General features: G+C 71.4%; 18 protein-coding genes and 3 rRNA genes. 12 read left to right on the top strand and 9 right to left on the bottom strand.

The genetic code is table 11. The annotated features are described in order from the left end of the window. Nucleotides 1–23: 23 nt before the first annotated feature. Both ACWPWV_RS00345 and ACWPWV_RS00340 read left to right on the top strand, forming a co-directional pair. Entirely contained in the window at nt 24–260 is a 237-nt protein-coding gene (locus ACWPWV_RS00345; RefSeq protein WP_454041023.1) for a DUF3072 domain-containing protein, read from the top strand. A gap of 159 nt (nt 261–419) precedes the next feature. After that, nucleotides 420–3,386, top strand: a complete 2,967-nt coding sequence (locus tag ACWPWV_RS00340; protein ID WP_454042777.1) for an FAD-binding and (Fe-S)-binding domain-containing protein — start codon at nt 420–422, stop codon at nt 3,384–3,386. Nucleotides 3,387–3,396: 10 nt separating this feature from the next. Here the strand turns inward: ACWPWV_RS00340 and ACWPWV_RS00335 are convergent, their stop codons facing one another. Both ACWPWV_RS00335 and ACWPWV_RS00330 read right to left on the bottom strand, forming a co-directional pair. Then, the gene (locus ACWPWV_RS00335) at nt 3,397–4,422 is read right to left on the bottom strand and encodes an NADP-dependent oxidoreductase (protein WP_454041022.1); all 1,026 of its coding nucleotides are present in this window, start codon (nt 4,420–4,422) and stop codon (nt 3,397–3,399) included. A gap of 41 nt (nt 4,423–4,463) precedes the next feature. Next, nucleotides 4,464–4,850 (bottom strand): DUF1304 family protein, encoded by a 387-nt coding sequence (locus tag ACWPWV_RS00330; RefSeq protein ID WP_454041021.1) that lies wholly within the window; start codon nt 4,848–4,850, stop codon nt 4,464–4,466. Between the two features lie 104 nt (nt 4,851–4,954). Here ACWPWV_RS00330 and ACWPWV_RS00325 point away from each other — a divergent pair, with 104 nt between their 5' ends. Further along, nucleotides 4,955–5,560, top strand: coding sequence for a TetR/AcrR family transcriptional regulator (locus ACWPWV_RS00325; RefSeq protein WP_454041020.1), 606 nt, complete (start codon nt 4,955–4,957; stop codon nt 5,558–5,560). A gap of 24 nt (nt 5,561–5,584) precedes the next feature. On the opposite strand, the gene pdxR is transcribed toward ACWPWV_RS00325, so the two are convergent. After that, a complete protein-coding gene (gene pdxR, locus ACWPWV_RS00320; protein ID WP_454041019.1) occupies nt 5,585–7,069 on the bottom strand; it encodes a MocR-like pyridoxine biosynthesis transcription factor PdxR in 1,485 nt (494 codons plus the stop codon). Nucleotides 7,070–7,150: 81 nt separating this feature from the next. On the opposite strand from pdxR, the gene ACWPWV_RS00315 reads away from it, so the two are divergent. The 3 genes from ACWPWV_RS00315 to ACWPWV_RS00305 all read left to right on the top strand — a co-directional run bounded on the left by ACWPWV_RS00315 (nt 7,151) and on the right by ACWPWV_RS00305 (nt 9,508). Then, nucleotides 7,151–8,134, top strand: a complete 984-nt coding sequence (locus ACWPWV_RS00315; RefSeq protein WP_454041018.1) for an aldo/keto reductase — start codon at nt 7,151–7,153, stop codon at nt 8,132–8,134. A gap of 101 nt (nt 8,135–8,235) precedes the next feature. After that, nucleotides 8,236–8,835 carry a hypothetical protein gene (locus tag ACWPWV_RS00310; protein WP_454041017.1) on the top strand — a complete coding sequence of 200 codons (600 nt, stop codon included), beginning with the start codon at nt 8,236–8,238 and terminating at the stop codon, nt 8,833–8,835. Nucleotides 8,836–8,896: 61 nt separating this feature from the next. After that, the gene (locus ACWPWV_RS00305) at nt 8,897–9,508 is read left to right on the top strand and encodes a nitroreductase family protein (protein ID WP_454041016.1); all 612 of its coding nucleotides are present in this window, start codon (nt 8,897–8,899) and stop codon (nt 9,506–9,508) included. Between the two features lie 92 nt (nt 9,509–9,600). Here ACWPWV_RS00305 and ACWPWV_RS00300 read toward each other — a convergent pair whose 3' ends face one another. Together ACWPWV_RS00300 and cofD are read right to left on the bottom strand one after the other, a co-directional pair. Further along, entirely contained in the window at nt 9,601–10,491 is an 891-nt protein-coding gene (locus ACWPWV_RS00300) for a 2-phospho-L-lactate guanylyltransferase (protein ID WP_454041015.1), read from the bottom strand. Next, nucleotides 10,484–11,428 carry a 2-phospho-L-lactate transferase gene (cofD, locus tag ACWPWV_RS00295; protein ID WP_454041014.1) on the bottom strand — a complete coding sequence of 315 codons (945 nt, stop codon included), beginning with the start codon at nt 11,426–11,428 and terminating at the stop codon, nt 10,484–10,486. The genes ACWPWV_RS00300 and cofD overlap by 8 nt, the downstream gene beginning before the upstream one ends. A gap of 55 nt (nt 11,429–11,483) precedes the next feature. Between cofD and ACWPWV_RS00290 the strand changes: the two genes are divergently transcribed. Together ACWPWV_RS00290 and ACWPWV_RS00285 are read left to right on the top strand one after the other, a co-directional pair. Next, on the top strand, nt 11,484–11,804 hold the full coding sequence (locus ACWPWV_RS00290) for an MTH1187 family thiamine-binding protein (protein ID WP_454041013.1): 321 nt from the start codon (nt 11,484–11,486) through the stop codon (nt 11,802–11,804). 127 nt (nt 11,805–11,931) lie between these two features. Then, nucleotides 11,932–13,392, top strand: a complete 1,461-nt coding sequence (locus ACWPWV_RS00285) for a restriction system modified-DNA reader domain-containing protein (RefSeq protein WP_454041012.1) — start codon at nt 11,932–11,934, stop codon at nt 13,390–13,392. Between the two features lie 30 nt (nt 13,393–13,422). Here the strand turns inward: ACWPWV_RS00285 and ACWPWV_RS00280 are convergent, their stop codons facing one another. Further along, complete coding sequence (locus ACWPWV_RS00280; protein WP_454041011.1) at nt 13,423–14,253, bottom strand: ABC transporter permease; 831 nt, start codon at nt 14,251–14,253, stop codon at nt 13,423–13,425. After that, nucleotides 14,250–15,368 (bottom strand): ATP-binding cassette domain-containing protein, encoded by a 1,119-nt coding sequence (locus tag ACWPWV_RS00275; RefSeq protein ID WP_454041010.1) that lies wholly within the window; start codon nt 15,366–15,368, stop codon nt 14,250–14,252. Before ACWPWV_RS00275 ends, ACWPWV_RS00280 begins: the two co-directional genes overlap by 4 nt. Before the next feature lie 118 nt (nt 15,369–15,486). On the opposite strand from ACWPWV_RS00275, the gene ACWPWV_RS00270 reads away from it, so the two are divergent. The 4 genes from ACWPWV_RS00270 (at nt 15,487) to rrf (ending at nt 22,518) form a co-directional block, all read left to right on the top strand. Beyond that, entirely contained in the window at nt 15,487–16,521 is a 1,035-nt protein-coding gene (locus tag ACWPWV_RS00270) for a helix-turn-helix transcriptional regulator (protein WP_454041009.1), read from the top strand. 627 nt (nt 16,522–17,148) lie between these two features. Then, nucleotides 17,149–18,671, top strand: a 16S ribosomal RNA gene (locus tag ACWPWV_RS00265). Nucleotides 18,672–19,185: 514 nt separating this feature from the next. After that, a 23S ribosomal RNA gene (locus ACWPWV_RS00260) occupies nt 19,186–22,301 on the top strand. A gap of 99 nt (nt 22,302–22,400) precedes the next feature. Then, a 5S ribosomal RNA gene (gene rrf / locus ACWPWV_RS00255) occupies nt 22,401–22,518 on the top strand. Together the 16S, 23S and 5S rRNA genes form the textbook arrangement of a ribosomal RNA operon. 109 nt (nt 22,519–22,627) lie before the next feature. Here rrf and ACWPWV_RS00250 read toward each other — a convergent pair. Then, the gene (locus ACWPWV_RS00250; protein WP_454041008.1) at nt 22,628–23,605 is read right to left on the bottom strand and encodes an alpha/beta hydrolase; all 978 of its coding nucleotides are present in this window, start codon (nt 23,603–23,605) and stop codon (nt 22,628–22,630) included. A 20-nt stretch (nt 23,606–23,625) separates the two neighbouring features. Next, nucleotides 23,626–24,336, bottom strand: a complete 711-nt coding sequence (locus ACWPWV_RS00245; protein WP_454041007.1) for a maleylpyruvate isomerase N-terminal domain-containing protein — start codon at nt 24,334–24,336, stop codon at nt 23,626–23,628. Nucleotides 24,337–24,363 lie beyond the last annotated feature (27 nt).

The raw sequence follows: 24,363 nt of genomic DNA, 5'->3' as shown, positions 1-24,363 counted from the left end.
GGACCCACACGAAGGAGGAGCGCATGAGCACCGACCGGACAGGAGCGGCCGACGGCCAGGACGCGGGCACGGTCAAGGACCCGCAGGACTGGACGACCGGCGACGAGCCGGCGACCGGCGCGCAGCTCAGCTACCTGACCACGCTCGCGCGCGAGGCGGGCCGCGAGGTGCCGGAGAGCCTGACCAAGGCCGACGCGTCGCAGCTCATCGACGAGCTCCAGGGAAGCAGCCCGCGGGTCGCGGACGAGCCCGGCTCCTGAGGCACGGGTCGGGCGAGGGCGCAGAGAGGTCGTCGCGGACGCCCCCGCGGCCGTCGTCGGACGGGTGCGACAATCGGCTCCGTGGCTGCTGACACCGACACCACGGCACCGAACGCCCGACCCGGCGACGCGGGGACTTCGCCGTCCCGCGCGGAGGCCGTGCGCGAGGCCGAGCGCGCTGCCGACGCCGCCCGCACGGCCCTCGCCGAGGCGCTGCGCACCGTGACGCGCGGTGGCGTGGACGCCTCGTCCCGCCGCCGTGCGGAGTACTCCACGGACGCGTCGAACTACCGCGTGGTGCCCGAGGTCGTCGTGTTCCCGCAGGACGTCGACGACGCGGTCGCCGCCCTCGACGTCGCGCGCGAGCTCGAGGTACCGATCACGGCGCGCGGCGCCGGGACGTCGGTCGCCGGCAACTCCGTGGGGCCGGGCGTCGTCCTCGACCTCTCGCGGCACGTCAACCGCGTCCTCGACGTCGACCCGGAGGCCCGCACCGCGCGCGTCGAGCCGGGTGTCGTCATGTCGGCGCTGCAGCAGGCCGCCGCGCCGCACGGGCTGCGGTTCGGCCCGGACCCGTCGACGCAGAACCGCGCGACGCTCGGCGGGATGATCGGCAACAACGCGTGCGGCCCGCACGCCGTGGCGTACGGGCGGACGGCCGACAACGTCCTCGCGCTCGACGTCGTCGACGGCACGGGGCGGCGCTTCGTCGCGAGCTCGGGCGACCCGACGTTCGCCGCGGTGCCCGGCCTCGCCGACCTCGTCCGCGAGAACCTCGCGCTGATCCGCACGGAGTTCGGCCGGTTCGGCCGCCAGGTGTCCGGCTACTCGCTGGAGCACCTGCTGCCCGAGAACGGCTCGGACCTCGCCAAGGCGCTCGTGGGCACCGAGGGCACGCTCGTGACCATCCTCTCGGCGACGGTCCGGCTCGTCCCCGTGCCGTCCAAGCCGACGCTCGTGGTCCTCGGCTACCCGGACATGCCGTCGGCGGCCGACGACGTCCCGACCTTCCTCGGCCTGAACCCGCTCGCGGTCGAGGGGCTCGACGCCCGCCTGGTCGACGTCGTGCGCCGCGCCAAGGGCGACGCGTCGGTCCCGCCGCTGCCGCCCGGTGCGGGGTGGCTCATGGTCGAGGTCGGCGGGGCGACCCCCGAGGAGGCGATGGCGAACGCCGAGGCGATCGTCGCGGCGTCGGGCAGCGAGGCGCCCCTGATCCTGCCTGCCGGGCCGGAGGCCACGAAGATGTGGCAGATCCGGGCCGACGGCGCCGGCCTGGCCGGCCGCACGCCGTCCGGGGAGCAGGCATGGCCGGGCTGGGAGGACTCCGCGGTCCCGCCGGAGAAGCTGGGAGCCTACCTGCGCGACCTCGACGAGCTCATGGCGCGCTACGGCGTCGACGGCCTGCCGTACGGGCACTTCGGCGACGGCTGCGTGCACCTGCGCATCGACCTGCCGCTCGAGGCGTCGGGCTCGGTGCTGCGCACGTTCATGCTCGAGGCCGCCGACCTCGTCGCGAAGCACGGCGGGTCGCTGTCCGGCGAGCACGGCGACGGCCGCGCGCGCTCCGAGCTGCTCCCGGTCATGTACAGCCCGGAGGCGATCGCGCTGCTCGAGCGGTTCAAGGCGCTGTTCGACCCGGCGGACGTCATGAACCCGGGCGTCGTGGTGCGCCCGCGCGCGATCGACGACGACCTGCGCCGCCCGCAGGCCCACCCCGTGCTCTCGGCGCTCGGCGCCGCGGGCGGGCCCGGCACGAGCGCGCCCGCGAAGGTCGGGAAGATCTCGCGCCGCGCGGGCTACCAGGGCTTCTCGTTCGCCCACGACCACGGCGACATGACGCAGGCCGTGCACCGCTGCGTCGGCGTCGGCAAGTGCCGCGCCGACACGAGCGCCGCGGGCGGGTTCATGTGCCCGTCGTACCAGGCGACGAAGGACGAGAAGGACGTGACGCGCGGCCGTGCCCGCGTCCTGCAGGAGGCCGTGAACGGGACGCTGGTCGGAGGGCTCACGGCGCCCGAGGTCCACGAGTCGCTCGACCTGTGCCTGTCGTGCAAGGCGTGCTCGAGCGACTGCCCGGCAGGCGTCGACATGGCCCAGTACAAGTCCGAGGTGCTCTACCGCACCTACCGCGGGAGGCTGCGTCCGGTCGACCACTACTCGCTCGGCTGGCTCCCCGTCTGGGCACGGCTCGCCACCGGGATGCCGCGGTTCGTCAACAAGCTGCTCAGCATCCGTCCGCTCGCGAAGGCCGTGCTGTGGGCCGGGGGCATGGACACGCGCCGCCAGGTGCCGTCGTTCGCCGAGGTCCCGTTCCGCACGTGGTGGCGGCGCGGCGGCGCGACGCAGGGCGTCCCCGGGCTCGCCGTCGGCCAGACGCCCGGGAGGCCGACGCGTGGCGACCGGCCGAAGGTCGTGCTGTGGACCGACTCGTTCAGCGACAGCCTCTCGCCCGGCGTGCCGCAGGCGGCCGTCAAGGTGCTCACGGCGGCCGGGTACGACGTCGTCGTCCCCGAGCAGGACGTGTGCTGCGGCCTCACGTGGATCAGCACGGGCCAGCTCGACGGCGCGCGCAAGCGCCTCGCGAGCCTGTTGTCCGTCCTCGGCCCGTACGCCGTCAACGGCATCCCGATCATGGGGCTCGAGCCGTCGTGCACCGCGGTCCTGCGCTCCGACCTCGTCGACCTGTTCCCCGACGACCCGCGCGCCCAGGCCGTCTCGCGCGCGACGCGCACCCTCGCGGAGCTGCTCACGTCGGTCGACACGGCCCCCGGCACGGGCTCCGGGTGGCGCGTGCCCGACCTGTCGGACGTGACCGCCGTCGTGCAGCCGCACTGCCACCAGCACTCGGTCATGGGCTTCGCCGCCGACGAGCGCCTGCTCCGGTCGGCGGGCGCCGAGATCAAGGTGCTCGCCGGGTGCTGCGGTCTCGCGGGCAACTTCGGCATGCAGAAGGGCCACTACGAGACGTCGGTCGCCGTCGCGGAGAACGCGCTGCTCCCGGCGCTGCGCGACGCGGAGCCGGGCGACGTCTACCTCGCCGACGGGTTCTCGTGCCGCACGCAGGCGGACCAGCTCGCGGGGGTCGAGGGCAAGGCGCTCGTCGAGCTGCTCGCCGAGCGCCTCTGACCTCTCAGCCTCAGGCCTGCGTCGGGCCGACGCGCACGACCATCTTCCCGACGTTGCCGCCGCGCATCATGTCGAGGAACGCGTCGACCGCGTGGTCGATCCCGTCGACCACGGTCTCGTCGTAGGCGACCTCGCCCTCGGCGAACCAGCCCGTCATGCGCTCGCGGAACTCGCCGGAGAGCCCGAGGTAGCCCCCGAGGGTGAAGCCGCGCAGCGTCAGGCCGCGCGTGATGAGGTTCGGCAGGTTGTCCGGGCCGGGGGACCGGCGGGTCGCGTTGTACGCGGCGATGGCCCCGCACAGGGCGACCCGTCCGCCGTCGTTCATGACGTCGAGCGCGGCCTCGAGGTGGTCGCCGCCGACGTTGTCGAAGAACACGTCGACGCCGTCCGGCACGAGCCCGGGGAGCTGCTCCCGCACGGGTGCGGCCTTGTAGTCGAGGGCGGCGTCGTAGCCGTAGCGCGACGTGAGCAGCCCCACCTTCTCGGGGCCGCCGGCGGACCCGACGACGCGGGAGGCCCCGAGCAGGCGGGCGATCTGCCCGGCCGCGGTCCCGACGGCGCCTGCGGCACCCGAGACGAGGACGGTGTCGCCGGGCTCCATGCCGGCGATCGCGGTGAGGCCGACGTAGGCCGTCAGCCCGGTCATGCCCAGGATCCCCAGGTGGACCGACGACGGGTGGCCGGGAACCTCCGGCACCACGCGGAACCCGGACGCGTCCTCCTGCGCGACGTCCCGCCAGCCGTGCTGGTGGAGGACGAGCGCCCCGACGGGCAGGTCGTCGACGGTCGTCTCGACGACGCGGCCCACCGCACCGCCGGTCATGGTCTCGCCGAGCGCGAAGGGCGGGGTGTAGCTCTTCACGTCGTTCATGCGGCCGCGCATGTAGGGGTCGACGGACACGAACTCGTTGACCACGCGCACCTGGCCGGGGGCGAGGTCGCCGTACTCGACGGTGACGGTGCGGAAGTCGTCGGGGGTCGGCCAGCCGCGGGGGCGTGCGGCGAGCTGGACCTGGGTGCTGCGGGCGGACGTCATGCGGAGGGCCTCCGGTGGGTGGGTGTGGTGGCTTCGGGTGGTCAGGTCGCGAGGGCGACGACCACGGCGACGACGGCGAGGAGCGGGAGCGTGCCCTGCTTGACGGCGGCCGCGCGGTGCGCGCGTGACGAGAGGAGCAGGACGAGAGCGGCCGCGAGCATCGACCCCGTACCGGTGAGCACGAGGGTCGTGCCGACGGTCGTCTCGCCGGCGACGTGGAGGACGACGCCCAGCAGGGTGACGATCGCGAGGAACAGGTTGTAGAAGCCCTGGTTGAACGCGAGCGACCTCGTGGCCTCGGCCTCCTCGGCCGTGGTGGCGAACGTGGCGCGGGCGCGGGGACTCGTCCACGCGACCGACTCCAGGTAGAAGATCACGACGTGGAGCACCGCGGCGGCGGTGGCGAGCACGAGTCCGACGGCGATCACGGTGGCACGTCCCTTCGACGGCCCGGCGGGCGCCGGGTTCTGTACTGAGCGTTACACAACCTATACTGGACTGCACGGTTCACAAAAACGAGGAGGAGCACGGGGTGGGCAGACCGCAGTCGTTCGACACGACCGACGTGGTGCGCGCCGCGCGCGCCGCCTTCTGGGAGCACGGCTACGAGGACGCGTCGCTGCCGCTGCTCGAGGGCGCGACGGGGCTGCGCCGGTCGAGCCTCTACCACGCGTTCGGGAGCAAGCGCGGGCTGTTCGACGCGGCCGTCGCGAGCTACCTCGACGAGGTCGTCCGCCCGCGGCTCGCGGCGCTCACGGCGGACGTCGTGCCCCCGGACGCGGTGGTCGACTACTTCGCCGGGCTGCGCACCGCGCTCGCCGCACCGGGCACGGTCCAGTCGGACAGCGGCTGCCTGCTCATCAACGCCGCGGGAGCGCCGATCGGGAAGGACGCGGTCGTGCGCGAGACCGTGGCCGCCTACCGGGCCGAGCTGCGCGCGGCGATCCGGGCCGGCGTCGTCGCCCGCTTCCCGGGTCGCGACCCGGCCGAGCACGACCGCGTCGCCGACCTGTGCACCGCGCTGCTGGTCTCGGCGCTCCTCCTCACGCGCGTCGACCACCCGCAGGCGCTCGCGAACCTCGACGCCGCGCTCGACCTGCTCGCCGCCGACCGCGCGCCGGCCGCGGCGACGAGCTAGAGGGACCGCTGCCGAGAGGGGCCGCTAGCTCGCGGCGGCCGCGTCGACGGCGTCGGCGAGCCGTCGCACCGCCTCGTCCACGCGCGCGTCGGCGAGGTCGCCGTACCCGAGGACGAGCGTGGTCGAGCGCGCGGCGGGTGCGGCCCGGTAGCGGCGCAGGTCCACGACGGCCACCTCGCGCGCCGCGGCCTCGCGCACGACGTGCGCGGCTTCGGGGGCGTCGTCCCCGAGGTCGAGCAGCGCGTGCATCCCGGCGGCGATGCCACGCACCGTCGCTGCGGGCAGCTCCCGGGCGAGTGCCGCGAGCAGCGCGTCGCGCCGGCGCCGGTACCGCCCGCGCGCGGCACGCAGGTGCCGGTCGTACGCGCCCGACGTCACGAGCCGCGCGAAGGTGAGCTGCTCGACGACGGAGGGCCCTGCCGTCGCGACGCCGTCGCGCGCCACGGCCTCGCGCCAGCGCGCCGGCACGACCATCCAGCCCGTGCCGAACGCGGGGGAGACGGTCTTGCTGATCGAGCCAAGCAGCAGCACGCGGTCGGGGTCGAGGCCCTGGAGCGCTGCGACGGGCCGCCGGTCGTAGCGGAACTCGGCGTCGTAGTCGTCCTCGACGACGAGGCCGTCGACGTCGCGGGCCCACGTCACCACCGCCTCCCGGCGCTCGGGCGTCAGCGCGGTCCCCGTGGGGAACTGGTGCGCCGGGGTGAGCAGCGCGGCCCGCGCGCCGGTCCGTCCGGACGCCGCCACGAGCGCGGCGGTGTCCACGCCGTCCGCGTCCACGGCGACGGGGACCGGCGTGAGCCCGGCGCGGGCGGCGACGTCGCGCAGCACCGGCCAGCTCGGGTCCTCGACGAGCACGTGCGTGTGCCCGGCGGCGGCGAGCGCGGCGGCCGCGCGCGCCATCCCGTCGGTCGCCCCGTGGGTCAGCACCACGGCCTCGTCGGGTGCGACGACGACGCGCGCCCGGCGCAGGTGCCCCGCGACGACCGCGCGGGCGAGCGGGTGCCCGCCGGGCGCGAGCGCACCGAGGTCGTCGTTCGACGCGGTCGCGGAGGACGGGCCGGCCGACGTGCCGAGCACGTCCCGCATCGCGCGCACCCAGGCGTCCCGCGGCACGTGGCGCAGGTCGGGCACGCCCGGTGCGAGGTCGAACCGAGGGCGTGCGCGCGCCGCACGCCGGGGAGCGACGGTGCGCGCAGGTCGACGCCGGGCCGCGGCCGCCGCCGAGACGCGGGTCGCGGAGCCGGTGCGCGCCTCGAGGAACCCCTCGGCGACGAGCTGGCCGTACGCCTCGGTGACGACCCAGCGCGAGACGCCGAGCGTCTCGGCGAGCTGTCGGCTCGGCGGCAGCGCGGCTCCCGCGCCGACGCGGCCGGCGCGGACGGCGTCGCGGATCGCGTGCTCGAGCCGCTCCACGCGCGAACCCGGCCCGGCGCCCAGGTCGAGCAGAGCCTCCCAGGCGAGGTCCGCCGTCGGGCCCGGAGCCGGAGAATCGGTCTGGTCGATGCTCATGGGATCGGACCGTACACCCGTGCCGATCGCTCTCTAGCGTGGAGGTGTCACCAGGACCACCCACGAACGGGAGACCGCATCATGCGCTACCGCACCATCGGCGACGGCCGCACGTCCTTCGACGTCTCGACCCTGTGCCTCGGGACCATGTACATGGGCACGCGGGTCGACGAGGAGACGTCGTTCGCCGTCCTCGACCGCTACGTCGAGGCGGGCGGCACGTTCCTCGACACCGCCAACAACTACAACCAGTGGGGGCTCGGCCACGGGCGGGACAGCGAGGACGTCCTCGGCCACTGGCTCGCGAGCCGCGGGACGCGCGACGCGGTACGGCTCGCGACGAAGCTCGGCGCCGCCAAGAAGGACCCGGCGCTGCCGCTGCAGAACGTCGAGCCGACGAACTACCAGGGGCTCGCGGCCGCCGTCGTCGAGCGCGAGGCGCACGAGAGCCTGCGCCACCTCGGCGTCGACCACCTCGACGTCCTCTACGGGCACGTCGACGACCTCGGCACCCCGCTCGCGGAGACGGTCGGGGCGTTCGGCAAGCTCCAGGCCGAGGGGGTAGTGGGGATCACGGGCATCTCGAACGTCGCGCTCTGGCGCGTGGTCGAGGCGCGCGAGGAGGCGCTGCGGCAGGGGATCGCCCCCTACGGGCTCGTCCAGCAGAACCTCACGTACGCCTACCCGACGCCCGAGCCGGGGCGGCGCAACTGGGCGTCGTACGAGCTGCTCGACTACGCGGCGTCGACCGGGACCCCGGAGCGCCCGCCGCTCGCCGTCGTCGCGTACTCGCCGATCCTCCAGGGCGCGTACGTGCGCCGCGACAAGCCGCTCTGGGACGGGTTCGACCACCCGACGACGCGCGAGCGCATCCGCACGCTGCACGAGGTGGCGGGCCAGACCGGCGCCACCCCGAACCAGGTCGTGCTCGCGTGGCTCCTCGGCGGTGAGCACCCGGTGATCCCGGTCGTCGGGCCGAGCACGGTCGCGCAGCTCGACGAGCTCCTCGGCGCGGCCGACCTCGACCTCGACCCCGAGGTCCGGGCGCGGCTCGACGGGGTCTGACGGCGGCGGGCAGGACCCGGGTCGCGCACGGGCGTCCCGGGTCCTGCCCCGACGGCGACATCGTGCTCGACGGGCGTGACGTCGGCTGGCAGGCTCCGCGCATGGGGTACGAGTACACGAGCGCGGTGCCGGACGACGTCCTGGAGGGGCCGGAGACCGACACCGACGCGGAGGACGAGGACGAGGTCCTCGAGCCGCTCGACGCGGCCGCGGCCCGGGCGCTCGCGGAGCGCTACCTGGCGTACTTCCTGCTCTCGACCGGCGACCGGGCAGCGCGCCTCCGGAGCGCGTCCGCGTCCGCGGTCCGGGAGGAGGTCCACGCCCGGGTGACGGGGGAGCCTGACCCCTTCCCGATGCTCGACGCGCTCGTCGCCCTGGCGTTCGACCGGGTGCCCCACGACGAGCACGAGTTCCTCGCGTACGTCGCGGCGGGGCCGGTCGAGGACGCGGTCGTCCTGCGGCCGGACCTGCGCGAGGCGGTCGCCGAGCGGTGCCGGCGAGCAGACCCCGCGTGGCGCGAGACGGCGCGAGGGGTGTGGGCCGACGCCGAGCTCGCCGCGACGTTGCCGGAACCCCTCGACCGGCTCGTCTCGAGCGGGGGGAGCACCGACCAGGACGACGACAGGGGCGGCGGGCCGCGGCAGTCTCGTCGACGCCCGTCGAAGCGCCAGAGCCCCGCCGGCCGCGGTCGCCACCGCTGACCGCCGCCGTGTCAGCGCGACAGGTCACTCCGGTGACCTCTCGACCTGACACCATCGGGGCATGGAGTTCCAGGACGTCGTGCGCCGCCGCCGCATGGTCCGGCGGTTCACCGCCGACCCCGTCGACCCCGCCTCGGTGGACCGCGTGCTGCGCAACGCGATCCGCGCGCCGAGCGCCGGCTTCGCGCAGGGCTGGGCGTTCGTCGTCCTGACCGAGCCCGACGACGTCGCGCGCTTCTGGGCAGCCTCGACCCCCGCGGACTCCGAGCGGGACATGAGCGCGTGGCTCGAGGGCATGCGGACGGCACCGGTGATCGTCCTCGTCCTCACGTCGAAGGACGCCTACCTGCGGCGGTACGCCGAGGACGACAAGGGCTGGGCCGACCGCGACGAGAACCGGTGGGCCGTGCCGTACTGGCACGTCGACGCGGGCATGGCGTCGCTGCTCATGCTCCAGACCGCGGTCGACGAAGGGCTCGGCGCGTGCTTCTTCGGCGTGCAGCCCGGCGAGGTGCCGCGGCTGCGCGAGGCGTTCGGCATCCCCGAGGAGTACGCGCCGACGGGCGTCGTCGCGCTCGGCCACGCGGGCGACGCCGGGCCGAGCGGGTCGCCGCGCCGTCGGGCCCGCAAGCCTGTGGACGACGTCGTGCACCGCGGTCGCTGGCAGGCGTGACTGCGCTCCCCGACGACGTCCGGACTGCTCCTCGACGGGCGACAGGACGAGGACACGCGCGACGGTCTCGTCGCCCGGCGCCCTCCCGCGACCTACCGCGGGGTGCCCGAGGACGCCTGACGGGGCGACCCGGGCGTCGCGTCCCGCAGCCCGGGGACGTGCTGCCCGACGACGTCGCGCACCTCCGCGGGCAGCTCGCCCCAGTCGTCGATCGTGTCGAGGTCGGTCGCCGTCCCGGGCCGCTGCACGACGACGGCCCGCAGCTCGCGCGCAGCGGCCTCCGCGAGGTGCGCGGCGAGGCTCCCGGCGCCGAACCGGAAGCGGAACGCCTGCCGAGCACGCTCTCGAGGTCGTTCTGCGGCGGATGACGGCTCCGAGGTCGTGCTCGGCGGGACCGACGCGTCCCCGGAGAGGACGAGCAGGTTGGTACCCGACCGGTGCCGGTCGGCCGCGACGACGACGGGCGCGTCCTCCGCGAGCAGGGCGGCGACGTCGCCGGTCGCGAGCGCCGGAAGGTCCGCGTGCACGACGAGCAGCCGCACGGGCCCGTCCTGCGTCGCGATCTCGCGACCCACCTCGACCGCCTCGTTCAGCCCGGCCCGGTCCGCGGGCTGCAGGACGATGCGGAGGCGGTCGGCGTCGTCGGTGAGCAGGGGGAGCGCGCCGTCCGCGTCGTCGTCGGGGCTCGTGCCGCTCGGAGGCTCGACGACGAGGTCCTGCAGCGCCCGCCACGTGAACCGCGGGTCCGAGGTCACGACGACCACGCGCTCCACCGCGTCGGACGCGAGCAGCGTCGCCACGACGTGCCGTGCGAGCACCGCGACGAGCCGGCTCCTCGCGGTCGGTTCCAGCACGTGCGCGAGACGCGACTTCCCCGACGTCCCGTCGCGCAGCGGCACGACGGCGACCACCCGCCCCGGGCGACCCGGTCCGGTCGGGCGCGCCGCGCCGTCGGGCACGACGGCGCCGGGCGGGTCAGCCACGTGCCGCCGCCAGGATCTCCCGGGCGAGGCGCTCGCGGCCGTCGGGGCCGCCCATGACGGTGTCGGTGACGAGGACGCGCAGCCCGAGCGCGGCGACGTCGTCCGCGAGGTGCGCGTCGCGCTCGTCGATCACCATCTGGTCGACGAGCCCGGTGTAGAGGCGCGCGACGCCGAGCGCGGAGACCTCGTGGCCGAGCGAGGCGAGCATCTGCGCCGCGGGCCCCTTGACGGCCCGCCCGCCGACGATCGGGCTCACCGCGACGCGGTGCGCGCGCGACGCGACGAGCGCTTCCCGCACGCCGGGCACGCCGAGCACGGGCGCGACGGACAGGAAGGGGTTCGACGGCGCGACGACGACGGTCCCCGCGTCCCGCACCGCCTCGACGACCCCGGGCGCGGGCCGGGCGGCCTCGATGCCGTCGTAGACCAGTCCGACGACGTCGTCCGCGTGGCGACGACCCACGAAGTACTCCTGGAACCCGAGCCGTCCGCCGGGCGTGTCGACGAGCGTCGCGACGCGGTCGTCGGTGACGGGCAGGACGCGCGGCCTCACGCCGAGCGCCGTCGCGAGCTGCGCGGTCACCGCGGACAGCGGCGCCCCGGCCCGCAGGCGCGCGGTCCGCACGACGTGCGTCGCGAGGTCCTTGTCGCCGAGCGTGAACCACGTGTCCTCGCCGAGCCGGCCCATCGCCTCGAGCGTCGCGTAGGTCTCCCCGACCACGCCCCAGCCACGCTCCTCGTCGGCGAGGCCCGCGAGCGTGTACGTCACCGTGTCGAGGTCGGGGGAGATCGCGAGGCCGTGGAGCTCGACGTCGTCCCCGACGTTGACGACGACCGTGAGGTCCGCCCCCGCGCGGTCCAGGCCGTGGGCGAGCCGGGCGCCCCCGACACCTCCGGCCAGCACGGTCACCGCGTCGGTCGTCGCGCCCTCAGTCACGGACCGAGCCTACGTCGGGGGCGAGCACGGTCGGAGCCGTGCCACCATGGGCCCCATGGCCGTCTTCGCCTTCTCCGTCGCCCCGCTCGGTGCCGGCGAGTCCGTCGCGGACTCCGTCGCCGAGGCCGTCCGCATCGTGCGCGAGTCCGGCCTGCCGAACCGCACCACGTCGATGTTCACCGAGATCGAGGGCGACTGGGACGAGGTCATGCCCGTCATCCAGCGGGCCACGGAGGCGGTCGGGGCCGGCGGTCACCGGGTGTCGCTCGTCGTGAAGGCCGACATCCGGCCGGGCCGGACCGGCGAGCTCACGGGCAAGGTCGATCGCGTCGAGGAGCGTCTCGCGGCCGACGAGCAGGAGTCCGGGCACGCCTGACCTGCGGGTTCTCGGGCGCCCGAACCGTACGCTTTCGTCACCTTCGCGGGACTTGACCGGCGACGTAGGCTAAGCCGCAAACGCCCCCGCCCCGGTCGCGTTCCGCAATGCAGCAGGAGACCCCCCGATGCCCCTCTTCGAGGTGGACGCCGAGCGTCCGTTGCTCGTCCAGCCGCCCCAGCCGGCGGGCGCCTTCGGGACCGACGCGCAGCGCGTGGTCGACGGCAACCTCGACAGCCTGCTCGGCGAGCAGATCTTCCCCGTCAAGCAGGGCACGTCAGACGACGAGCCGCACCTGCTCGCGCTCGACGCGGCCGGGCTGCCGGTCGTCATCGAGGTGACGGCCGAGCTCACCGAGGACGCCCTGACGGCCGCCCTCAACCACGCGGGCCGCGCCGGACGTCTCACGCGGGCCGAGCTCGCGGCCCGCTACACGGGTGGGGCGTCCCGGTTCCAGCAGGACGTCGCCGCGTTCTACGACAACGTGCCGCTCACCCGCTCGCAGGCCACGGCGCGCACGACGGGCGCCCGGCTCATCGTCATCTGCTCGAGCGCCGCGCCGGGGATCGAGGACGCGCTCGACTTCCTGCGCCAGCCCGGGTCGCCGGTCGCGGTGCTGCGCCTCGGCGTCGTGCACGGCGCCGACGGCCGCCGGTTCGTGGACGTGTCGCCGCTCGCGGTGGGGCGCCCGGAGCCCGCCCCGGCGCCCGAGCGCGCCCCTGTCCGGGCCCGCGAGACCGCGACGGCCTCCGACTTCGCGGACGGCGTCGCCGTGGGCCGGGCCCTGACCGGCAAGTTTCCCGTGGTGACGCAGCACGCCCGCTCGCGCGCCGAGCGACGCCGCGAGCTCGAGTCGAGCACGACGTACGGGTCGACGCCGCCCAGCGCCGACGTCACGGGACAGCTCGCCCCCGTGCCGCTCGACATCCCGCTGGGCGGGCCCGCCGCGGAGGACGGGCTGCCGGTGCTCGACTTCGTGCCCGTGGAGGACCCGCTGGCGGCACGCCCGGCCCCCGAGAAGCCGACCTGGTCGGACGAGCCGAGCACGTGGGCCGACCGCCGGCCCGCTGGCAGCGGGGACGACACCCGCGTGCCGCGGACCTCGATCCTCACGCGCGAGTCCGTGCGCACGCGCGAGTCGTACCGGACGCGCGAGTCGATCCTCACGCACGAGTACGCCGCGCAGCACTCGCCGGCGACCGAGCGTTCCTACGACCCGCTGTCCTACCAGCCGCCGGCCGGGCTTGAGCCCGACCCGCTCGTCGGGCGGGAGGTCGCGCCCGTGCCCGCGCCGGGTGCCGTGGACGTGCCGCTCGGACCCGACGACGACCCGGACCTCGTGGCGCTCGCACGTGCGCTCGGGACCCCGCGCCACCTCGTGTGGACGCGTCCGCGCCGTGGCCAGCGGTTCGAGGCCGTCCTCCAGCCCGACGGGTTCATCGAGCTGGCCGACGGCGCCCGCTACCGCCACCCCGACCTCGCCGCGGTCGCGGCCTCGGGGACCGCGACCGCGGACGGCTGGAGCGTCTGGCGCCTCGGCGACGACGGCCCCTCGCTCACCGACGCGTTCCGCGCCCACCACGCCTGACGGGCTGCCCACGCGGGAGGGCTGGCGCCGTCAGTCCGCGGACGTGACCATCGCCCGGATGCCGACGACCAGCCCGACGACGGCGGTCACGACGGCGGCGACCCACCCCCACGCGACCGCGGTCGCGCCGAGGTCGCCCGCGAACAGGGCCCGCTCCGCGTCGACCACGTACTTCAACGGGTTGACCGAGGCGGCGACCTGCATCCAGCGCGGACCCGACTCGAGCGGGAGCAGCATCCCGGACAGGAGCATGAGCGGGAAGAGCAGCGTCTGCTGGACCATCCAGAACATCCAGTCCTGCTTGCGCACCGCGAGGGCCAGCGCGTAGGACAGCGCGCCGATCCCGACGCCGAGCACCGCGAGGAGCGCGAGGCCCAGGACCGCGCCGGCGAGGTGCAGCTCGAACCCGAACGGCAGCATGACGAGCACGACGACCACCGACTGCGCGACGATCGGGACCATCTCCTTGAGCGCCCGCCCGACGAGCAGCGACGACCGGGAGAGCGGTGCGACGAGCATGCGCTCGTGCGCGCCCGTCTGGAGCTCGAACAGCAGGTTCGAGCCCGTCGCGGACGTGCCGAACAGCGTGGTCATGACGAGGATCGACGGCACGAACCACTGCCAGACGCTGCCGCCGAGCACCTCGGTGCCCCCGAGGGAGCCCACGAGCAGCGGCCCGAACAGCACGAGGAAGACGATCGGCTGCACGAGGCCGAACACCACGGAGAACGGGTCGCGCACCACGGGCCGCAGCTCGCGGGCGAGGACGATGCCGGTGTCACGGACGACGTGGCGCCGCGACGTGCGCACGGGTCCGGGCGGGCTCGCGGGGAGGTCGGTGCGGGTGTCGACGGCGCTCATGCTGCGGTCCTCTCGGTGGGCCGGGTCGTCCCGGCGGTGTCGGTGATGGGCGCGTCGGCCGGTGCTGCCGGCGTGCCGGGGGCTGCGGCGCCCGTCTCGCGGAGGCTGCGACCGGTGAGGGCGAGGAAGACGTCGTCGAGCGTCGGGCGGTGCACGTGCGCCGTCGTGACGGAGATCCCGGTGGCGTCCGCCGCGCGCAGGAGGCGGGGGAGGAACGCGTCGCCGTGCTCCGCACGCACGGTGACGTGCGACCCGTCGTGGGAGAGCACCTCGCAGAACCCGTCGACCCGGGCGGCGACCTCGGCGAGGCGGGCGGCGGCGTCGGGGCCGGCGTCCGGGCCGTCGTCGGGAGCGGACGCGTCCCGTGCGGACCGGTCCACGGCGACGACGACGCGGTCGCCCGCGAGGTCGGCCTTGAGGTTCGCGGCGGTGTCGTCCGCGATGACCTCGCCGTGGTCGACGACGACGACGCGCTCGGCCATGGTGTCGGCCTCGTCGAGGTAGTGCGTCGTGAGCACGACCGTCATCGGCGCTCCCGTCGTGTCGACGGCGCCGGCGCGCATCCGGCCCACGTGCTCCCAGAGGTTCGCGCGGTTGTGGGGGTCGAGGCCGGTCGTCGGCTCGTCGAGGAAGAGCAGCGCGGGGGAGTGGACGAGGCCCATGGCGACGTCCAGACGCCGCCGCTGCCCGCCCGACAGGTCGGAGACCTTGCGCGCCCGCTGCGCGGTGAGCTCGAGGACGTCGAGGAGCTCGTCGGCCCGGCGCCGGGCGGCACGGCGGTCCAGGCCGTGGATCCGTGCCTGGCTCACGAGCTCGTCGACGGCGCGCTGGCCGTGGCCCGCCGCGTTCCCCTGGCCGACGTAGCCGATGCTGCGGCGCACCGCGTCGGGCTGCGCGACGACGTCGTGCCCGGCGACGGTCGCCGTGCCCGCCGTCGGGCGGATCAGGGTGGTGAGCATGCGCAGCATGGTCGTCTTGCCGGCGCCGTTGGGGCCGAGGACGGCGACGAGCTCGCCGGGTGCGACGTCGAGGTCGATGCCGCGCACGGCGTGCACGGTCCTGCTCGGGTCGCGCCCGACGGGGAAGTCCTTCGTCAGGGCTCGGGTACGGATCACGGTGTCCTCCGGGGGCTGTGGTCGACTGCCGGTCGTCGGCGCGGTGCGCCGCCTGCTCCACCACACTCCCGGGCATAGCGGTCAGGTACTGGCCGCTACCTCGTGCGAGCCTGAGGACATGCTCGAGACCTCCGGACGACTCCTCAGGCTCCTGTCCCTCCTGCAGGCGCGCCGGGACTGGCCCGGCCCGACCCTCGCCGAGCGGCTCGACGTCAGCCCGCGCACCGTCCGGCGCGACGTCGACCGCCTGCGGGAGCTCGGCTACCCGGTGCGTGCGACCAAGGGGCCCGAGGGCGGGTACCGCCTCGACGCGGGCGCCGACCTCCCGCCCCTCCTGTTCGACGACGAGCAGGCCGTCGCGGTCGCGCTCGCCCTGCGGACGGCGACGCTCCCGGGCGTCGAGGACGCGGCGGCCCGAGCGCTCGCGACGATCCGCCAGGTCATGCCGGCCCGGCTGCGTGGCCGGATCGACGCCCTGGAGGTGACGTCCGTCCCGCGCGGCCGGGAGGCCGAGCGGCCGACGATCCGGCCGGACGTCCTGCTCCTGATCGGCACCGCCGTGCGCGAGCGGCGCGTGCTGCGCTTCGACTACGACGGCGGGTCGGGCGAGACGCTCCGCCCGACCGGCGCACCCCACGCCGCGCGATTCCGACCGCCCCGGCGGGTGCAGCCGCACCACCTCGTCACGTGGGGCGGGCGCTGGTACCTCGTGGCCTGGGACCTCGAGCGCGACGACTGGCGCACGTTCCGGGTGGACCGCATGGTCCCCCGGTCCGGCGACGGGCCGCGCTTCACCCCCCGCGAGCTGCCGGCACCGGACGTCGCGACCTACGTGTCGCAGACCTTCTCCCGCCCGTCGTGGCCGGTGCGGGGCACGGCCGAGCTGGGTGCGAGCGCGGACCACGTCGCGCCCTGGGTCGGGGACGCGGTGCTGGTCGAGGCGCTGGCGCCGGACCGCTGCCGGGTGACCGCCGGCTCGTGGTCCTGGGGCGGGCTCGCGGCCTGGTTCGGCATGTTCGACGCCCCGGTGACGGTCGTGGGGCCGCAAGAGCTGCACGACGCCGCGCGGCAGGTCGCCGCGCGCCTCGCCGGCGACCCCGGAGAGCCGATGACGGACGACGGACGGCCCGGCAGGGCGGGCTCGGCGGGGTGAGCGGAGGGGTGAGCGGGGGGTCAGCGGGGGGTGAGCGGGGGGTCAGCGGGGGGTCAGCGGAGGGGTGAGCGGGGTCACGACGAGCGCGTTTGACCGAGCGCCCCGCGCCACGTAATGTTCTCGAGGTCGCCCGGCAGGGAGGAACAGACACCACGGCGTAGGCCCCACGGAGCAGACGCGAAGTGGCTGGTCCCGCAGGCGAATCCCCTTTCGGATCGTGAGCGCAGCGTGCTGCGCCTGCGGTACTGTTCGGGGGCCCGATCCGAGGGCATTCTGAGCGAATTTCCGGTTTCGACCGGGTTCGGGACGAAGGTCCGGGTCTGGTAGGCTGGAGAACGAAAGCCCCGCGCGATGGTCGGAGACGACCGGAGGCGGTGTGTGTCGGTTGTTTGAGAACTCAACAGTGTGCTTGTTAGTCAATGCCAATTTTTGTCCTCGTGGGCATGGCTGGCTGGGTTGCCCGTCCGGGTGGCTGGTTGGTTGTGCCTGGGGATTCCTTTGGTTGATTTCGGAGAATGATCGTCAGATTGTTTTTCGTTTGTAGGCCAGTTTTGTGAACCCTTTGGGGGTTCGCTTCGTATGGATTGTTCGCTGCTGGGTGTTGTGCCTGGTGGTGGGCGTTGATCATTTACGGAGAGTTTGATCCTGGCTCAGGACGAACGCTGGCGGCGTGCTTAACACATGCAAGTCGAACGATGATGCCCAGCCTTGCTGGGTTGATTAGTGGCGAACGGGTGAGTAACACGTGAGTAACCTGCCCCTGACTTCGGGATAACTCCGGGAAACCGGGGCTAATACCGGATATGAGCCGTCCTCGCATGGGGGTGGTTGGAAAGTTTTTCGGTCAGGGATGGGCTCGCGGCCTATCAGCCTTGTTGGTGGGGTGATGGCCTACCAAGGCGACGACGGGTAGCCGGCCTGAGAGGGCGACCGGCCACACTGGGACTGAGACACGGCCCAGACTCCTACGGGAGGCAGCAGTGGGGAATATTGCACAATGGGCGAAAGCCTGATGCAGCGACGCCGCGTGAGGGATGACGGCCTTCGGGTTGTAAACCTCTTTCAGCAGGGAAGAAGCGCAAGTGACGGTACCTGCAGAAGAAGCGCCGGCTAACTACGTGCCAGCAGCCGCGGTAATACGTAGGGCGCAAGCGTTGTCCGGAATTATTGGGCGTAAAGAGCTCGTAGGCGGTTTGTCGCGTCTGGTGTGAAAACTCGAGGCTCAACCTCGAGCATCGGGTACGGGCAGACTAGAGTGCGGTAGGGGAGACTGGAATTCCTGGTGTAGCGGTGGAATGCGCAGATATCAGGAGGAACACCGATGGCGAAGGCAGGTCTCTGGGCCGCAACTGACGCTGAGGAGCGAAAGCATGGGGAGCGAACAGGATTAGATACCCTGGTAGTCCATGCCGTAAACGTTGGGCACTAGGTGTGGGGCTCATTCCACGAGTTCCGTGCCGCAGCAAACGCATTAAGTGCCCCGCCTGGGGAGTACGGCCGCAAGGCTAAAACTCAAAGGAATTGACGGGGGCCCGCACAAGCGGCGGAGCATGCGGATTAATTCGATGCAACGCGAAGAACCTTACCAAGGCTTGACATGCACGGGAAGCCACCAGAGATGGTGGTCTCTTTGGACACTCGTGCACAGGTGGTGCATGGTTGTCGTCAGGCACCGTGTCGTGAGATGTTGGGTTAAGTCCCGCAACGAGCGCAACCCTCGTCCCATGTTGCCAGCGGGTTATGCCGGGGACTCATGGGAGACTGCCGGGGTCAACTCGGAGGAAGGTGGGGATGACGTCAAATCATCATGCCCCTTATGTCTTGGGCTTCACGCATGCTACAATGGCCGGTACAAAGGGCTGCGATACCGTAAGGTGGAGCGAATCCCAAAAAGCCGGTCTCAGTTCGGATTGGGGTCTGCAACTCGACCCCATGAAGTCGGAGTCGCTAGTAATCGCAGATCAGCAACGCTGCGGTGAATACGTTCCCGGGCCTTGTACACACCGCCCGTCAAGTCACGAAAGTCGGTAACACCCGAAGCCCATGGCCCAACCGGTTCGCCGGGGGAGTGGTCGAAGGTGGGACTGGCGATTGGGACTAAGTCGTAACAAGGTAGCCGTACCGGAAGGTGCGGCTGGATCACCTCCTTTCTAAGGAGCCTTCAACGCACGCCGGCGCCTTGCCTCTTCGGGGGTGGGTGGGTGTGGTGGTGTGGCCCACGGCCCACGCCGTTCGTGTGGGGGGTGGTTGCTCATGGGTGGAACATTGACGAAAGAGCGTCGGGTCTCGCTGGTGTCAGTACCTGCGTCGCCTGGTCTGCTGGGTCCTTCTTCGGGAGGGGTCGGTGGTGCCGGGTGGTGTGGTGGAACATCGCGGGTGGGGTCCGGGGCTCGTCGAGCACACTGTTGGGTCCTCAGGTCATCGGCCACGTTGGGTGGTGGTGCCTGGTACGGGTCGGTCCGTGGATCGCGAACCGCTCGTCGCAGGCCTGTGCTGCGGTGGGTAGGCGGGTCTGTGCGGGTCGGGGTCGTTGGTTGTTTGAGAACTGCACAGTGGACGCGAGCATCTTTGAAGTGATCAAGATGCAAAAGGCTCGGGTGCCTCCTCGTGGGGTGTTCCCGTGGTTTTTGTTCTTGGTCTCTGCGAATAGATTGTAGTGTGTGTGTCGAAGTTTTTAAGGGCACACGGTGGATGCCTTGGCACTAGGAGCCGAAGAAGGACGTCGTAGCCTGCGATAAGCCTCGGGGAGCCTGGCAAACGAGTTGTGATCCGAGGGTTTCCGATGGGGGAACCCCGTACGAGTCATGTCGTGCGACCTGCACCTGAATATATAGGGTGTGTGGAGGGAACGCCGGGAAGTGAAACATCTCAGTACCGGCAGGAAGAGATATTCCGTGAGTAGTGGCGAGCGAAAGCGGATGAGGCCAAACCGGGCGCGTGGTAAAGGCTGTCAGGCGTTGCGTGTCCGGGGTTGTGGGACCCTTCTGGTGGATCTGACAGTCCACCGGGGAGTCAGAAAGCCGTGTCATAGTCGAACCGCATTGAAAGGCGGACCACAGACGGTGCGAGTCCGGTAGACGAAATGGCGCGGCCTCCCGAAGGGGATCCCAAGTAGCACGGGGCCCGAGAAATCTCGTGTGAATCTGGCAAGACCACTTGCTAAGCCTAAATACTACCTAGTGACCGATAGCGGACCAGTACCGTGAGGGAAAGGTGAAAAGTACCCCGGGAGGGGTGAAATAGTACCTGAAACCGTGTGCCTACAATCCGTTGGAGCCTCCTTGGTTGGGGTGACAGCGTGCCTTTTGAAGAATGAGCCTGCGAGTTAGTGCTCAGTGGCGAGGTTAACCCGTGTGGGGAAGCCGTAGCGAAAGCGAGTCCGAACAGGGCGCCCATAGTCGCTGGGTCTAGACCCGAAGCGAAGTGATCTAGCCATGGGCAGGTTGAAGCGCGGGTAAGACCGCGTGGAGGACCGAACCCACCAGGGTTGAAAACCTGGGGGATGACCTGTGGTTAGGGGTGAAAGGCCAATCAAACTTCGTGATAGGCTGGTTCTCCCCGAAATGCATTTAGGTGCAGCGTCACGTGTTTCTTGCCGGAGGTAGAGCCTACTGGATGGCCGATGGGCCCTACAAGGTTACTGACGTCAGCCAAACTCCGAATGCCGGTAAGTGGAAGCGTGGCAGTGAGACTGCGGGGGATAAGGCTCCGTAGTCGAGAGGGAAACAGCCCAGACCACCGGCTAAGGCCCCCAAGCGTGTGCTAAGTGGGAAAGGATGTGGAGTTGCACAGACAACCAGGAGGTTGGCTTAGAAGCAGCCACCCTTGAAAGAGTGCGTAATAGGCTCACTGGTCAAGTGATTCCGCGCCGACAATGTAGCGGGGCTCAAGTACACCGCCGAAGCCGTGGCATCTGCGCGTAACTCAGGCCTTCGTGGTCCAGAGGCGCAGGTGGGTAGGGGAGCGTCGTGTGGCCGGTGAAGCCGCGGGGGAACCCAGCGGTGGAGGCCACACGAGTGAGAATGCAGGCATGAGTAGCGAATGACGGGTGAGAAACCCGTCCGCCGAATGACCAAGGGTTCCAGGGCCAGGTTAATCCGCCCTGGGTAAGTCGGGACCTAAGGCGAGGCCGACAGGCGTAGTCGATGGACAAGGAGTTGATATTCTCCTACCGGCGAAGAACCGCCCATACCGAGCCCGGTGATGCTAACCGCCCAAACCTGTCCACCGACCCTTCGGGGTCACCGGACAGGGGCGCGCGGGACCCGAACCGGTAGTAGGTAAGCGTATTAACAGGGGTGACGCAGGAAGGTAGCCCGGCGTGGCGATGGTAGTCCACGTCCAAGGCTGTAGGCCGTCGGGTAGGCAAATCCGCCCGGCACCAGGCTGAGAGGCGATAGTGAGCGCGTATGCGCGAAACGGGTGATCCTATGCTGCCAAGAAAAGCCTCGGCGCGAGGTTCTAGCCGCCCGTACCCCAAACCGACTCAGGTGGTCAGGTAGAGAATACCAAGGCGATCGAGCGAATCGTGGTTAAGGAACTCGGCAAAATGCCCCCGTAACTTCGGGAGAAGGGGGCCCGAATCGTGAACCGACTTGCTCGGGGAGCGTGGACGGCCGCAGAGACCAGGGAGAAGCGACTGTTTACTAAAAACACAGGTCCGTGCGAAGTCGCAAGACGATGTATACGGACTGACGCCTGCCCGGTGCTGGAAGGTTAAGAGGACGGGTCAACCCCTCGTGGGTGAAGGCTCAGAATTTAAGCCCCAGTAAACGGCGGTGGTAACTATAACCATCCTAAGGTAGCGAAATTCCTTGTCGGGTAAGTTCCGACCTGCACGAATGGCGTAACGACTTCTCCGCTGTCTCAACCGCGAACTCGGCGAAATTGCACTACGAGTAAAGATGCTCGTTACGCGCAGCAGGACGGAAAGACCCCGGGACCTTTACTATAGGCTTGGTATTGGTGTTCGGTGCGGCTTGTGTAGGATAGGTGGGAGACTGTGAAGCCCGCACGCCAGTGCGGGTGGAGTCAACGTTGAAATACCACTCTGGCCGCTTCGGATGTCTAACCTCGGTCCGTGATCCGGACCAGGGACAGTGCCTGGTGGGTAGTTTAACTGGGGCGGTTGCCTCCTAAAATGTAACGGAGGCGCTCAAAGGTTCCCTCAGCCTGGTTGGCAATCAGGTGTCGAGTGCAAGTGCACAAGGGAGCCTTGACTGTGAGACTGACAGGTCGAGCAGGGACGAAAGTCGGAACTAGTGATCCGGCGGTGGCTTGTGGAAGCGCCGTCGCTCAACGGATAAAAGGTACCCCGGGGATAACAGGCTGATCTTGCCCAAGAGTCCATATCGACGGCATGGTTTGGCACCTCGATGTCGGCTCGTCGCATCCTGGGGCTGGAGTAGGTCCCAAGGGTTGGGCTGTTCGCCCATTAAAGCGGTACGCGAGCCTGGGTTTAGAACGTCGTGAGACAGTTCGGTCCCTATCCGCTGCGCGCGCAGGAAACTTGAGAAGGGCTGTCCCTAGTACGAGAGGACCGGGACGGACGAACCTCTGGTGTGCCAGTTGTTCCGCCAGGAGCACCGCTGGTTGGCTACGTTCGGAAGGGATAACCGCTGAAAGCATCTAAGCGGGAAGCCTGCTTCAAGATGAGGTTTCCATACCCTACGGGGTGAGAGGCACCCAGCAGAACACTGGGTAGATAGGCCGGACGTGGAAACGGGGACCAACGACCCGTGCAGGCCTGACCGGTACTAATCAGCCGACAACTTCAACACCCAACACACTCATTGCTACGCGTCCACTGTGCGGTTCCCGAACCACCAACCCCCACCCCCACCAGGGGAGGCACCCAGGTTGGACGAGTTCGACGAAGTTACGGCGGTCACAGCGAAGGGGAAACGCCCGGTCCCATACCGAACCCGGAAGCCTAAGCCCTTCAGCGCCGATGGTACTGCCCTGGAGACGGGGTGGGAGAGTAGGACGCCGCCGGACAACCCTTCACCGAAGGCCCACCCCCACGGGGTGGGCCTTCGGCATTTCTGCGTGCCCGGGACCAGGCGCCGGCGTCGGCGCACCGCGGGGTCTGCCCCGCGACGTCGGGCTACGACCAGCCGTACGCCGCCGTCCACCGCACGATCTCCGCGAAGTAGAGCGCGCGAGGACCGGGGGCCGACAGCGCGAGGTCGTGGATACCACCGGGGATGCGCACGACCGTGACCACGCGCCCGAGGTGGGGCGCCCGCCGGGCGAGAGGCTCCACGTCGAGCACGATGTCCGCGCTGCGCATGTTCTCCGTCCAGCGTGTGCTGAAGAGCGATCGCCCGGCGAGGAGCACCAGCACGGGGCACTCGATCGACAGGCCGCCGGCCACCTGTGCGTGGCCCGCGATGACGGCACGCAGCCAGCCTGCCCGCACCGGGAAGGAGGGCACCGGGCGCCACGCGTCGTCGATCGTCCACGCGCCGTCCTCCCGGTCGCGGAGCGTCCGCGCGTAGTAGCCGGGGTCGACGTTGGGCAGCGGTGCGCGCGGCTGGAACCGTGCGAGCTGCCGGATCGCCGGTCCCGACACGGTGCGTGCCACGGACGACCCCTGCAGCTCCAGCCACGGGCTGTTGAGCACGAGCCCTCGCACGCGACCCGGATGGCGGTGCGCCCAGAGCGACGCGACGAGGCCGCCGGTCGAGTGGCCCATGAGCATCACGGAGGCGTTGGCGCCGAGCTCCTCGTGCACCGCGGCGAGCGCGGCCTCCAGGTCCTCGTCGTAGACGTCGAGGGAGTCGGCGTATCCCGGCGTGTGGTGGGGTCGGAGGCTGCGGCCGTACTTGCGCAGGTCCAGCGCGTAGAAGGCGGCGCCCTGTGCGTGCCAGAGCGCGGCGAGCTCCGTCTGGAAGAAGTAGTCGCTCCAGCCGTGGAGGTAGAGCACGGCGCGCGCCGGCCGGACCGCCTCGGGCGCCGGCGGGGCGTACCGGACCAGGGTGGCGACGACCGCCCCCTCGTCGTCGTCGGCGAGCTCGAGGGTGCGCCGGGCGTAGCCGTCGCCCAGGACGTCCGGCTCCCAGACCGTGCGCGCGTCGAGCACGTCCCTCCCCTTCTGCGAGGTCAGAGGAGCGGCAGCATGCGGCCGAGGTCGGGCACGGCCTCGGACGTGTGCACAGGGGACAGCGCCTTGGCGAGCTGGTCGACGTCGTAGCGTTCGCGGCCCGTCGCGAGACGTACCCAGAGCAACGGGTCGTGCACCTCGAGGCTCCAGCCGCCCCGGACGACGACGACGTGCAGCAGCTCGGCCGCGACCGCGTCGAGCGCCCCGGGGTCCACCGGGTCGTCGCGGACCTCGGGGAACGACCTCGACAGGTCGTCGGCGTGCACGACGAGCTCGACGACGCGCGAGACCACCATGTCCTGGAGGGTGATCGGGCCGCGGCGCGCCTGGACGACGCGCTCGCCGGCGAGCTCGTCGAGCCGGGCGAACGCCTGAGCGGCCCGGTCCTCGACACCGCCGAGCCGGTCCGGCGCGAGCTCGGCGTCGAGCGTCCGCGTCTCCTTCGCGATCTCCTCGGCACGGTCCGGGTAGGTGCCGAGGTACTCGGCGAACGAGAGGGGCACCGTCCCGGACGCGACCGGTCCGCACCGCGCCAGGGCCTCCATCACGCGACCGAGGTGGGAGACGAGCTCGCCGACCGACCACCCGTCGATCACGCTCGGACGGTCCGCCGCACGCCCCAGCTCGCCCTCGAGGCCGCGCAGCCACCGGTCGAGCCGGTCCCACTGGGCGCGGAAGTGGTCTGCGGCGGCGTCGACGTCGATGCTCATGCGCCCATGGTGCCCGCTCGGGCGGGC

The organism is Cellulosimicrobium sp. Marseille-Q8652 (genome assembly GCF_965112045.1).
This window is presented reverse-complemented; position numbering and strand designations above follow the sequence as displayed.

Bases quoted from the DNA above. Each gene is read 5' to 3' on its own strand.
- ACWPWV_RS00345 (WP_454041023.1), top strand. From the start codon at position 24: ATGAGCACCGACCGGACAGGAGCGGCCGACGGCCAGGACGCGGGCACG.
- ACWPWV_RS00335 (WP_454041022.1), bottom strand. From the start codon at position 4,422: ATGACGTCCGCCCGCAGCACCCAGGTCCAGCTCGCCGCACGCCCCCGC.
- pdxR (WP_454041019.1), bottom strand. From the start codon at position 7,069: ATGAGCATCGACCAGACCGATTCTCCGGCTCCGGGCCCGACGGCGGAC.
- ACWPWV_RS00315 (WP_454041018.1), top strand. From the start codon at position 7,151: ATGCGCTACCGCACCATCGGCGACGGCCGCACGTCCTTCGACGTCTCG.
- ACWPWV_RS00310 (WP_454041017.1), top strand. From the start codon at position 8,236: ATGGGGTACGAGTACACGAGCGCGGTGCCGGACGACGTCCTGGAGGGG.
- ACWPWV_RS00305 (WP_454041016.1), top strand. From the start codon at position 8,897: ATGGAGTTCCAGGACGTCGTGCGCCGCCGCCGCATGGTCCGGCGGTTC.
- ACWPWV_RS00290 (WP_454041013.1), top strand. From the start codon at position 11,484: ATGGCCGTCTTCGCCTTCTCCGTCGCCCCGCTCGGTGCCGGCGAGTCC.
- ACWPWV_RS00285 (WP_454041012.1), top strand. From the start codon at position 11,932: ATGCCCCTCTTCGAGGTGGACGCCGAGCGTCCGTTGCTCGTCCAGCCG.
- ACWPWV_RS00280 (WP_454041011.1), bottom strand. From the start codon at position 14,253: ATGAGCGCCGTCGACACCCGCACCGACCTCCCCGCGAGCCCGCCCGGA.
- ACWPWV_RS00270 (WP_454041009.1), top strand. From the start codon at position 15,487: ATGCTCGAGACCTCCGGACGACTCCTCAGGCTCCTGTCCCTCCTGCAG.
- ACWPWV_RS00245 (WP_454041007.1), bottom strand. From the start codon at position 24,336: ATGAGCATCGACGTCGACGCCGCCGCAGACCACTTCCGCGCCCAGTGG.